Below are 12215 nucleotides of genomic sequence, written 5' to 3' on the forward strand. Positions count from 1 at the left end.
GAGTCTGCGTTCCGAGGAAACGCTGACGATGACGCGCAGCATCGAGGACCGACGGAATCACACGGGAGGATACACTCATGGCAATGGCATCGACCGCCGGCAAAACAAGCCGCGGCATGACGCGCGAGGAGAAGAAGGTCATCTTCGCCTCCTCGCTCGGCACCGTTTTCGAATGGTATGATTTTTATCTCTACGGCTCGTTGGCAGTGTTCATTGGTTCGACTTTTTTCAGCCCAACCATCCCGGAAGCTACGCGCAATATCTTCGCGCTGCTGGCTTTCGCCGCTGGCTTCCTCGTGCGTCCGTTCGGCGCATTGCTGTTCGGCCGCATCGGCGATCTTGTCGGCCGTAAATACACTTTCCTTGTCACGATGACGATCATGGGCCTGTCGACCTTCCTGGTCGGCTTGCTGCCTGGCTATGCGACTTTGGGCATTGCCGCTCCCGTGATCCTGATCATCTTGCGCATGTTGCAAGGCCTGGCGCTCGGTGGCGAGTATGGCGGTGCCGCGACCTATGTCGCCGAGCACGCACCCGACGATCGCCGCGGCTACTACACGTCGTGGATACAGACGACGGCAACGCTCGGCCTGTTCCTGTCGCTGGTCGTCATCCTGATCGTCCAGGGGTCGATGGCCAAGGAAACCTACGCCGCGTGGGGTTGGCGCATTCCTTTCATCGTTTCCTTTCTGCTCCTCGGGATTTCGATATGGATCCGGCTGTCGCTTTCTGAATCGCCGACCTTCCAGCGCATGAAGGACGAAGGCAAAGGCTCCAAGGCGCCATTGACGGAAGCCTTCGGCCAATGGAAGAACGCAAAGATTGCGCTGCTGGCACTGCTCGGCCTCACAGCCGGCCAGGCCGTGGTCTGGTACAATGGCCAGTTCTACGCGCTGTTCTTCCTAACCAACGTGCTCAAGGTCGACGCGCAGTCGGTCAACATCATGATCGCAATCGCGCTGGCGGTCGGCTCCATCTTTTTCGTCGTGTTCGGCTGGCTCTCCGACAAGATCGGTCGCAAGCCGATCATCATGGCCGGCCTTGCACTGGCGATCGTCTGCACTTTCCCGTTGTTCAAGGCGCTGACCTGGGCAGCCAACCCGGCGCTCGCCACCGCGCAGCAAAACACGCGCGCGACGGTCACCGCGGCACCGGGCGACTGCAAGTTCCAGTTCAATCCGGTGGGCACGGCGAAGTTCACGACGTCCTGCGATATCGCCACCTCGTTCTTGACCAAGAACTCAGTGCCTTATGACGTGGTAACGACGGCAGCCCCCGGCACTGCAGCGTCGGTCAAAATCGGCAACGAGACAGTTGAGTCGTACGACGCGACTGCGGCCGGCGATCAAGCCAAGGCTAAGGACGCCGTTTTCGCCAAAGCGGTAAACACAGCGCTTCGGGACGGCGGCTATCCGCTGAAGCGGGCAGCGGCCAAGGTGCCGGACCAGAAGCTTGAGGCCTTCATTGCGGCCAATCCCGAGCTGAAGCTCGATACGGCCGCGATCCGCTCCGGCGACAAGGCGACGGTCCCGACCGACCAGGCGATCAAGGACAAGCTGCTGACTGCCGATGAGGCTGCGGGAGCCCCCGAGGTCACTGTCTACACCATACCGGGCGGCGGTCCCTTTGCCATGTTTGCCGACCCGGCCGCGGTCAACTGGCCGATGACGATCGCCGTCCTGTTCGTCCTCGTGATCTTCGTCACGATGGTGTACGGGCCGATCGCCGCGATCCTGGTCGAGATGTTTCCGACCCGCATCCGCTACACCGGAATGTCGCTGCCCTACCATATCGGCAATGGCTGGTTCGGCGGGCTGCTGCCGGCGACGGTGTTCGCGCTCAGCGCCTACAAGGGCGACATCTACTACGGTCTCTGGTACCCGGTGGTGATCGCGGCGATGTCGCTGGTCATCGGCATGATCTTCATCAGGGATACCCTCGGAACAGACCTGCATACCAAGCAATAGCCGACCTGTCCCGATTCAAAGCAAAGCCCGGCGCGAGCGATCGCGCCGGGCTTTGCGATTCATCGGAGGGAGACGAGAGATGGGGAGGCTCAGCTCTTCCGATCGTTTTTCGCTTCTTCGATCGCTGCCTCATGATACCAGGCACTTCCGAAATCCGTTCGGTTGCGCAAAGAAGCAAGTTCTGCTGCGAACTTAGCCTTTCCGCTTAAATTTGAGGCAGAAGCGCGCGCTGCCACCGGGAACATCAGGATTTTGGCCGACTGAGGAGTGGAAGTGATTTCCATTGTCGGTTTCCTTTCTTCGGCACAACCTTGCCGATTCAACCTTTCCCCAAGATAGGTTTCGCAATCGAATTAGGCAACATGATTATAAAAAGATCAGTAGCTGCACAATATTTATGCAAACTATGCTTGTGAGCGATCCGATCGCACAATTACGACGGCTCAGCAATTTTGCGCCGACACTACATCGCTTTTGCCGCACCCGTCGCCAGCCAAATGGCACACGAATTGCATTTTAACAGTCGGCAGGTCGGCTGCTGGATAGGCCGGCTCGCCCCGGCGCCATCCAGGGTTCGGTGATCAAGCAACGAGAGGCTAGAATGACGAAATACAAGCTCGAGTACATTTGGCTCGATGGATACACCCCGGTTCCCAATCTTCGCGGAAAGACGCAGGTCAAGGACTATGCCGAGTTTCCGACGCTCGACCAGCTTCCGCTGTGGGGCTTCGACGGTTCTTCGACCATGCAGGCCGAGGGCCACAGCTCCGACTGCGTTTTGAAGCCGGTCGCCGTCTATCCGGATCCCGCCCGCACCAATGGCGCGCTCGTCATGTGCGAGGTCATGATGCCGGACGGCGTGACGCCGCATGCATCCAACAAGCGCGCCACCATCCTCGACGACGAGGGTGCCTGGTTTGGCTTCGAGCAGGAGTATTTCTTCTACAAGGACGGCCGCCCGCTCGGCTTCCCCGAGAGTGGCTATCCGGCGCCGCAAGGCCCGTACTACACCGGCGTCGGCTACAGCAATGTCGGCTCCGTCGCCAGGCAGATCGTCGAGGAGCATCTCGACCTTTGCCTCGCCGCCGGCATCAACCATGAAGGCATCAACGCCGAAGTGGCCAAAGGCCAGTGGGAATTCCAGATTTTCGGCAAGGGCTCCAAGAAGGCCGCCGACCAGATGTGGATGGCACGCTATCTGATGCAGCGCCTGACCGAGAAATACGGCATCGACATCGAATATCACTGCAAGCCGCTCGGCGATACCGACTGGAACGGCTCCGGCATGCATGCCAACTTCTCGACCGCCTATATGCGAGAAGTCGGCGGCAAGGCGTATTTCGAAGCGCTGATGGCGGCTTTCGACAAGAACCTGATGGATCACATCGCCGTCTACGGTCCGGACAACGACAAGCGTTTGACCGGCAAGCACGAGACCGCGCCGTGGAACAGGTTCAGCTACGGCATCGCCGACCGCGGCGCCTCGATCCGTGTGCCGCACTCCTTCATCAACAACGGCTACAAGGGCTATCTCGAGGATCGCCGTCCGAACTCGCAGGGCGACCCCTACCAGATTGCCTCGCAGATATTGAAGACGATCGCCTCCGTCCCGACCAGCGCCGAGGTTTCGGCCGCGGCTTGAACATTCGTCCCGGCGTAGACCTCAGGTCTGCGCCGTGACGTTCTCTCCGATCGCATCGCAATAAAAAAAAACCCCGGCGTCTCCGCCGGGGTTTTTTTGTTGGCTGCAACGATCCAGATCAGACCGAATAGTACATATCGTATTCGACCGGATGCGGGGTCATTTCGAAGCGCATCACCTCGGCCATCTTAAGCTCGATGTAGCTGTCGATCTGGTCGTCGTCGAAGACGCCGCCGGCCTTCAGGAAGCCGCGGTCCTTGTCGAGGCTCTGCAGGGCTTCGCGCAGCGAGCCGCAGACGGTCGGGATCTTCTTCAATTCCTTCGGCGGAAGGTCGTAGAGATCCTTGTCCATCGGCTGTCCCGGGTGGATCTTGTTCTTGATGCCGTCGAGGCCGGCCATCAGCATGGCGGCGAAGGCAAGATAGGGGTTCGCGCCCGGATCGGGGAAGCGGACCTCGACGCGCTTGGCCTTCGGCGACGAGCCGAACGGAATACGGCACGAGGCCGAGCGGTTGCGTGCCGAATAGGCGAGCAGCACCGGCGCTTCATAGCCGGGTACCAGGCGCTTGTAGGAGTTGGTCAGCGGGTTGGTGAAGGCGTTGATCGCCTTGGCATGCTTGATGATACCACCGATGTAGAACAGGCAGCTCTCGGACAGGCCGGCATATTCGTTGCCGGCGAAGGTCGGCTTGCCTTCCTTCCAGATCGACTGGTGGACGTGCATGCCAGAGCCATTGTCGCCGAATACCGGCTTCGGCATGAAAGTGGCCGTCTTGCCATACGCATTGGCGACCTGGTGCACGACGTATTTGTAGATCAGCATCTTGTCGGCGTTGCGGACCAGCGTGTCGAACTTGATCCCGAGCTCGTGCTGGGCGGCGGCCACTTCATGGTGGTGCTTTTCGACGCGCACGCCCATCTCGGCGAGCACGGTGAGCATTTCCGAGCGCATGTCCTGTGCCGAATCGATCGGCGGCACCGGGAAATAGCCGCCCTTGATGCGCGGCCGGTGGCCGAGGTTACCCGTCTCGTAATCGGTGTCGTCATTGGACGGCAATTCGGTCGAATCCAGCCGGAAGCCGGTATTATAGGGATCGGCCTTGTACTTGACGTCGTCGAACACGAAGAACTCGGCTTCAGGACCGACGAAGATCTGGTCGCCGATGCCTTCCGCCTTCATGTAGGCCTCGGCCTTCTTGGCGGTGCCGCGCGGGTCGCGGTTGTAGGATTCTCCCGAGATCGGATCGAGGATGTCGCACAGGATGACCATGGTCGACTGGGCGAAGAACGGGTCCATATGCACCGTATCGGGATCGGGCATCAGCACCATGTCGGACTCGTTGATCGCTTTCCAGCCGGCGATCGAGGAACCGTCGAACATGACACCATCGGCAAACATGTCTTCCTCGACCTCGACGACATCCATAGTAACGTGCTGCAGTTTGCCCTTCGGATCGGTGAAGCGCAGATCGACGAACTTCACGTCGTTGTCCTTGATCTGCTTCATGATGTCTTTGGCTGTCGTCATGTCCCTGCTTCCCTATGTGATGACGTTTTGAACATGGCCTTTTAACGGGAAAATTCAGACCGCGTCCATGCCGGTTTCGCCGGTGCGGATGCGCACGACTTCCTCGATGTTGGAGACGAAGATCTTGCCGTCGCCGATGCGGCCGGTCTGGGCCGCCTTGCGGATGGCTTCGATCGCGGCTTCGACGGCATCGTCGCCGAGCACGACCTCGATTTTCACCTTCGGCAGGAAGTCGACGACATATTCGGCACCGCGATAAAGCTCGGTATGGCCCTTCTGGCGGCCAAACCCTTTGGCCTCGGTAACGGTGATACCTTGCAGCCCGGCCTCCTGAAGCGCTTCTTTCACTTCGTCTAGCTTGAACGGCTTGATGATCGCTTCGATCTTTTTCATGTAAAAAGTGGCCTCCACTGCCAAAAAAGACGGGTTGTGAGCCCCGCTTGCGCCTCAATCAAGCACGAACTGTGCCAATTGATGGGGCGCCGAGCAGCCTCACATGATTTGGATACCATGCCGCGCAGGAATGTACATTCGCATCATTCGCTGCGTCGGATGCGCCATGAACACCGCGAGCCTACACACCGCCGGTCCTGCCGTCCGCACAAAAATTGGGCAGATCGGATATTTCATGAGCAGCTGCGCGCCGTCGTCCCGAACGAGGTACGCCGCCAACTTTGCTTAGGGACCTTCGTTGTTTGCGTCGGATCAAAAACTGGACAATGCTTGGGGAAATGATGTGCATGTCGCCTGATATTCCATGAGCAACGAACTTTTGTCTCCGTCTGAAATGGCCGAGGCCGATCGGCTGGCGATTGCGGCCGGGCCACTCGATGGCTTCGGCCTCATGCGGCGCGCCGGCGAAGCGGTCGCTGCCGTCGTCCTGGCGCGCTATCCCCAGGCGAGACGCGTCCACGTCCTGTGCGGCCCCGGCAACAATGGCGGCGACGGCTATGTCGTGGCGCGGTTGTTGGCAGAGGCCGGCATGAACGTTGCCGTCTGGGCCGAAGGCAAGCAGAAACCCGGAAGCGATGCCGCGTTGGCCTCTGATGCCTGCAACTTGCCCGTGGAACACATTGGCCATTGCTACCCGGAAGCGGGTGAAGTGGTCGTGGACGCACTCTACGGCGCGGGACTGTCCAAGGACATTTCGATGCATGCGTTGGCCGTCTCAGGCTTGAGCAGCGCTGAGCGCGTCCCGGTGGTCTCGATCGATTTGCCTTCGGGTGTGTCAGGCGAGACCGGCTTGACTAACGCTCACTTCCAGGCCGAGGTCACGGTGACTTTCGTGCGGAAAAAGCCAGGCCATCTGCTGATGCCGGGGCGCGAGCTGTGCGGCGAGATCATCGTCGCCGATATCGGCATTCCGGATGGGATCATCGATCAGCTCAAGGTCACGGCGTTCGAGAACACACCGGAACTTTGGCTGCGATGGTACTTCCCGAGAACGGCTGTCGATTCGCATAAATACAAGCGTGGCCATGTTGCTGTCTTTTCCGGCGGACCGAGTGCGACGGGCGCAGCGAGGTTGTCGGCCATGGCCGCGGCTCGCAGTGGGGCAGGGGCAGTAACTGTGCTTTCACCTGGAAACGCCATGCAGGTGAACGCCGCGCATCTGACCTCGATCATGCTGCGCGAGGCCGGCTCGCTCGAAGAGGTGCAGGAATTCCTCGTGGCGCGGCATCCCGAGGCGCTGGTGTTCGGACCGGGGCTCGGGCCGAAACCCAAGGTCGGCGATTTCGCATTGCAGTTGATTGCGGCGATCGCGGATCTGACCCGCGCATCAGCGGCTACGCCTGAAATTCACGCCAGTGCCATCGTTCTGGATGCCGACGCCATCACCTCGTTGGCGCTTCAGCCTCAGGCACTGTTCGACGCAGCGCGTCAGACATGGTCACCGGCACTGGTGCTGACGCCACATGAGGGTGAATTCGCCAGGCTTTTTCCAGATATCGCTGGGAACAAAAAACAGTCCAAAGTGACCAAGGCGCGCGAAGCAGCAAAGCGCGCCAATGCCATTGTCGTCTACAAGGGTGCCGACACGGTGATCGCGGCGCCCGACGGCAGGGCCGCGATCAATGCCAACGGTGCGCCGTGGCTGGCCACGGCTGGCTCTGGTGACGTTCTGTCGGGGATCGCGGCCGGATTGCTGGCGCAAGGCATGGCGGCCTTCCAGGCTGCCTGCGCGGCGGTCTGGATCCACGCCGAGGCCGGCCGTCGTTTCGGGCCCGGCTTGATCGCCGAGGATCTACCGTCGGCTCTGGTGCCAGTGCTGCGGGAATTGATCGAAAGCCAGCCGGACCTTCGATGAGACGCATTGCACTCCTTTTCACCACGCTCGTCATGGCCGCTTTGGCGACACTGTCGGCGAATGCCGCTGAGCAGCCGGTGACCATCGTCGATGATCCAGCGGTACTTGCTGCTCTCGATGCCAAGGGCTTTGGCTTCGCCGGCATTTTCGGCGTCGACGGCAAGGGCGATTTGAAGACGCTTTATGACAAGGCGCCGGCTTACCACGCGATCGTCGAAACGATTGCAAGCGACGTCGCAGCATTGCGGACCGAGATGAAGGCCGGCGGCCGGCCGCTGTACGAGGTGACCGACGGCAATGTTGGCCGTGTCATGGACATGCGCTGGCTGAGGACCGACGCAGCGCGCTTCCGTCTCGTCGGCGTGGTCAACCGGCTCGACCGGCGCGACTTCGCCGCGCTGAAAGGCGACGGGAGTTGCGGCGAAGTGCGCTTCATCTATCGCCTCGCCTACAGCTTCAAGAAGAACGGCAAGGTTTTGGCCTCGCGCCTGCCGTTCAATTTCAGTGCCGTCTACAATGCCACGCCGGATGTCGATGGCGGCTGTGTCGGCGTCGCCGGACGCTGGGCACCACAGCTCGACGAGAGCGTCGATGCCGGCTGGCTGATCGGTGGGCCGCTGGAAAGAGCGGCGCTCACCTTCAAGCAACTCGAGCTCAATGCGCAAGTGGTCCGCTTCCCCTCCGGCCAGGAGACCGAATTCGGCGGGCAGGCTGCCTATCTCATGCGAATTTTCGGCATCGACGGAACGGCTGTCAGCGAAAAGCCGCTGGAAAACACGCCCGACATGGCACGTCTTGCCGAAGACGCCGCGCTGAAAGCAAGACTTGCCGACTATGTCCGCACCAATGTTGCGGCGGTCGATCTAGGCGTCTACCAAATCCCCGATGAGTTTTTGGCAAGGAAGGTCATTTCGTGGTCGACCTTCGGCAGCGCAAGGCAGGCCAACCACCCGTTCACGCCGCTGTTCCAGCCCGCGGATTTCGAAGGGCTCGATTTCTCTGTGCTGAAGCTGGTGCGCACGCCAGAGGCATTGGTCGAGCGGCTGGACAACGGCGCCTGCCAAGGCTGCCATCAGGCGGGCTCGACCGCCGGTTTCCATTTCATCGGCCTCGATGACAAGACGACCTCGCCGCTCAACCGCATCGAGGTCGGCATCTCGCCGCATCTCCACGCCGACATCCCGCGTCGCGTCGCCTGGCTGCACGCGACTGCCGACGGCAAGGAACCGAACCGCTTCCGCCCGCTGTCCTTCGCGCCGCCGGCGACATGGAGCGATGCTGGACAGATCGCCTATTCGCCGGCCGAGATGGCGATGCCGTGCCTGATGCCGGCGGATGCGGCCCGCTTTGGCGCGACTCGGCAATGCGGCGGCGGCACCGTCTGCACGCCGCTGGCGACCGTGTCCGGCGTGCGCACCAAGCTAGCGCAATGCCTGCTGCCCAAGGACAGCGAAAACATGTTTTCCGGCCATCCATGCCTGACCGGCTCGATCGCCAGCAACCCGGCACAGCCTTTCAATGACCGCTATACCATCACCGGCCAGTTCGCGGCGTTCGCGCCAAGCATTTCGCGTGCCGGCTACACCTGCCGACCGCCAAAGATCGGCGTGCCGGCGGGTATCGCCTATCGCGGCTGCGACGACCGGGATCGCAGCTTTGCCGCCTTCAAACCGGGCAAGCCGATGCCGAACGAGATTTGCGGGCTGGTTGGCGGCAAAAAATTCGACACCTGCGTGGCGACCAATAATTTCGACCAGTGCCTGGGCGGTGCCGTCAATCGCGGCAATCGTCCTGCCTGCTCGGCCGACCATTTCTGCCGCGAGGATTACATGTGCCAGTCGCTGCCACCCGATACGCCCGGTATCGGCAAGGTGAAAGGCATCGGCTTCTGCTCGCCGACCTATTTTATCTTCCAGATGCGCATCGACAATCACGCCACGCCGTGGTCGGGCGCTGCCCGCGCGACGATGGGGGCCGGGTTCGGTGCTGCGGAAGAGGAATAGGCCACCGACTGAGGCATTGGCCGCAGTGGTTCCAGGTGGATAGCTATCGATCGAGGTCGTCGGCGATGTTCGATGTCCATTCGCCGTCGAAATGGCGGACGCGTTCGGCGACGAACGCATCGCTCAGCAGGCTCGACAAGGCAGAAACCAGAATTGGTTCTATCTCTGGAGCCGAGCTAAATCCAAGAGCAATCAGACGTTCGGACCAGGGCGGATGGTCCGCACTTTCGTTATCTCGCGCGTCCCACGCTTTTTGAGCATACTCCTGCAGAATGGGAAGTCTCGACAAGTGAGCGGCGGCCGCCAGGACCCTTTCGAGTGGTGGACGGGGCGGAGCCATGGCGCCAAGCAGTTCACGCTGGAGCGGGCTATAGACTTGATCATCGAAGAACGCACTGGCGGCACCGATCAGAAGCAGGGCGCGGGCCGCATCATGTGCGTCGCCGGACGTCGCTGCATGGCGATCTGCGTCAATTTCCGCTCGTCGCGACAACCGTATTTCTTCGCGCTCCAGAGTGCGCGACAGCGGACCAAGCATCCAGTAGAACAGGCTGCCTGAAACGGTTTTCCCCGGAGGAGCGAAGTCGAAGATTAGATCGAAGCTTTTCTCGAGTTCGGCCAGGTTGAGTCCGCCATTTGTATCTTTGTTTTTCAGATGGGCGTCCTCATGAGCCAAGATCGCCGCAAATGCCTTTTGGTCGGTCGCTGCGAGCAATGGCAGGCCGATGGTGAGAATCGGCCTGCGACCAAGCAAGCCTAGAAACGGCCGCTCTTCACCGACGCTGGCGTTGAGATCGTCGCTCAGGATGATCCTCGTTCGGCTGGCGCGGTGTTTGCCGGCAATACTCTCCCAGACAGCCCACAGCTTCGGGGCTGATTCCCGAGTAATCCCCTTGACCTTGCTGGGTCGAAAACCGGCGAACAATGTTCCGATCAACAGAACGATGGCCAGCATCGCGGCCGGGATTGCAACAGCACCAGTCGCGATGACGGCGAGCGGATGCCAATCGAGGAGCCAGAACCACAGGACTATTGGGCAGAACAGCGGGAGAGCGAAGAGCAGGATGGCAAATCTGCCGAAACGCGCTCCCATGTAGAGGACCAGGCGCGACATCAGCCCCTCACAGCGGGATGTTGTCGTGTTTCTTCCAAGGGTTTTGCATATCCTTGTTGCGCAGCATCCTGAGCGCGCGGGCGATGCGGCGGCGGGTCGAATGCGGCATGATCACCTCGTCGACATAGCCGCGCTCGGCGGCAACGAAGGGCGATAGAAAGCGATCCTCGTAAGCCTTTGTGTGTGCTGCAATTTTCTCCGCGTCGCCGATGTCCTTGCGATAGATGATCTCGACCGCGCCCCTGGCGCCCATCACCGCAATCTGCGCCGTTGGCCAGGCATAGTTCATATCGCCGCGCAGATGTTTTGACGCCATGACATCATAGGCGCCGCCATAGGCCTTTCTGGTGATGACGGTGATCTTTGGCACGGTCGCTTCGGCATAGGCGAACAGAAGCTTGGCGCCGTGCTTGATCAACCCGCCATATTCCTGCGCGGTGCCGGGGCGTAAGCCCGGCACGTCGACGAAGGTGACGATCGGGATCGAGAAGCAGTCGCAGAAGCGCACGAAACGCGCGGCCTTGCGGCTGGCATCCGAATCGAGCACGCCGGCCAGCACCATCGGCTGGTTGGCCACGAAGCCGACTGTGCGGCCTTCGACACGGCCGAAGCCGGTGACGATGTTTTTCGCAAAATTCTGCTGGATCTCGAAGAAGTCACCCTCGTCGGAAACTTTAAGGATCAACTCTTTGATGTCGTAAGGTTTGTTGGCATTGTCGGGAATCAGCCGGTCGAGCGACAGATCGTGATCGGTGACCGATTGGTAGCATTCGATCTCGGGAATTTCCGCCGTGTTGGAGGCGGGCAGCAGATCGACCAGCCGGCGCATCTGCAGCAGCGCCTCGACGTCATTGTCGTAGGCTCCGTCGGCGATCGAGGACTTCGTCGTGTGGACGGAAGCGCCGCCGAGGCTTTCGGCGGTGACCGTCTCATTGGTGACGGTCTTCACCACATCCGGGCCGGTGACGAACATATAGGAGGTGTCGCGGACCATGAAGATGAAGTCGGTCATCGCCGGCGAATAGACGTCGCCGCCGGCGCAAGGGCCCATGATCAGTGAAATCTGCGGAATGACGCCGGAGGCCAGTACATTGCGCTGGAAGATCTCGGCATAGCCGCCGAGGGCCGCCACGCCTTCCTGGATGCGGGCGCCGCCGGCGTCGTAGAGGCCGATGATCGGCGCGCGGTTGCGCAGTGCCATCTCCTGCACCTTGACCACCTTTTCGGCATGCGCCTCGGACAGCGAGCCGCCGAACACGGTGAAATCCTTGGCGAAAAGATAGACCGGGCGACCGTTGACGGTGCCCCAGCCGGTAACGACGCCGTCGCCGGCGATCTTGGTTTTCTCCATGCCGAAATCGGTCGAGCGGTGCTCGACATACATGTCGAACTCCTCGAACGAGCCCTCGTCGAGAAAGACGTCTATGCGTTCGCGGGCGGTCAGCTTGCCCTTCTTGTGCTGGGCGTCGATGCGGGCCTGGCCGCCGCCCATGCGAGCGACCTCGCGGCGGCGCTCGAGTTCCTTCAGCACGTCCTTCATGACCGGTCCCCGAAACGGAAAGCTTGATTGTGGTAATCATGCCTGGGGGAGAGCGCAAGCGCCGCTTCCTAATGGCTTTTGCTGCGCTGCAGCATCAGGCCCCTTGCATTTCG

9 protein-coding genes are annotated in these 12215 nt (G+C 60.9%); 4 read left to right on the top strand and 5 right to left on the bottom strand.

The features are described from left to right. Nucleotides 1–77: 77 nt before the first annotated feature. Nucleotides 78–1967 (top strand): MFS transporter, encoded by a 1890-nt coding sequence (locus tag NKH71_RS10135; protein WP_352791625.1) that lies wholly within the window; start codon nucleotides 78–80, stop codon nucleotides 1965–1967. An 89-nt stretch (nucleotides 1968–2056) separates the two neighbouring features. Here the strand turns inward: NKH71_RS10135 and NKH71_RS10140 are convergent, their stop codons facing one another. Beyond that, a complete protein-coding gene (locus NKH71_RS10140) occupies nucleotides 2057–2251 on the bottom strand; it encodes a DUF2735 domain-containing protein (RefSeq protein ID WP_031193555.1) in 195 nt (64 codons plus the stop codon). A gap of 317 nt (nucleotides 2252–2568) precedes the next feature. Between NKH71_RS10140 and NKH71_RS10145 the strand changes: the two genes are divergently transcribed. Beyond that, nucleotides 2569–3609 carry a glutamine synthetase beta-grasp domain-containing protein gene (locus NKH71_RS10145; protein ID WP_023717535.1) on the top strand — a complete coding sequence of 347 codons (1041 nt, stop codon included), beginning with the start codon at nucleotides 2569–2571 and terminating at the stop codon, nucleotides 3607–3609. Nucleotides 3610–3727: 118 nt separating this feature from the next. On the opposite strand, the gene glnA is transcribed toward NKH71_RS10145, so the two are convergent. Continuing rightward, nucleotides 3728–5137, bottom strand: a complete 1410-nt coding sequence (gene glnA, locus NKH71_RS10150; protein ID WP_023717536.1) for a type I glutamate--ammonia ligase — start codon at nucleotides 5135–5137, stop codon at nucleotides 3728–3730. 54 nt (nucleotides 5138–5191) lie between these two features. Next, the gene (locus NKH71_RS10155) at nucleotides 5192–5530 is read right to left on the bottom strand and encodes a P-II family nitrogen regulator (protein ID WP_019857988.1); all 339 of its coding nucleotides are present in this window, start codon (nucleotides 5528–5530) and stop codon (nucleotides 5192–5194) included. Nucleotides 5531–5894: 364 nt separating this feature from the next. Between NKH71_RS10155 and NKH71_RS10160 the strand changes: the two genes are divergently transcribed. Then, complete coding sequence (locus tag NKH71_RS10160; RefSeq protein ID WP_352496328.1) at nucleotides 5895–7445, top strand: NAD(P)H-hydrate dehydratase; 1551 nt, start codon at nucleotides 5895–5897, stop codon at nucleotides 7443–7445. Next, nucleotides 7442–9448 carry a hypothetical protein gene (locus tag NKH71_RS10165; protein ID WP_352894841.1) on the top strand — a complete coding sequence of 669 codons (2007 nt, stop codon included), beginning with the start codon at nucleotides 7442–7444 and terminating at the stop codon, nucleotides 9446–9448. Before NKH71_RS10160 ends, NKH71_RS10165 begins: the two co-directional genes overlap by 4 nt. Before the next feature lie 43 nt (nucleotides 9449–9491). Here the strand turns inward: NKH71_RS10165 and NKH71_RS10170 are convergent, their stop codons facing one another. Beyond that, entirely contained in the window at nucleotides 9492–10562 is a 1071-nt protein-coding gene (locus NKH71_RS10170; protein WP_352718459.1) for a M48 family metallopeptidase, read from the bottom strand. Nucleotides 10563–10569: 7 nt separating this feature from the next. Next, nucleotides 10570–12102 carry an acyl-CoA carboxylase subunit beta gene (locus NKH71_RS10175; protein WP_352894843.1) on the bottom strand — a complete coding sequence of 511 codons (1533 nt, stop codon included), beginning with the start codon at nucleotides 12100–12102 and terminating at the stop codon, nucleotides 10570–10572. Nucleotides 12103–12215: the final 113 nt, after the last annotated feature.

Source organism: Mesorhizobium sp. M0983, from assembly GCF_040318975.1.
Taxonomy (GTDB): Bacteria; Pseudomonadota; Alphaproteobacteria; order Rhizobiales; family Rhizobiaceae; genus Mesorhizobium.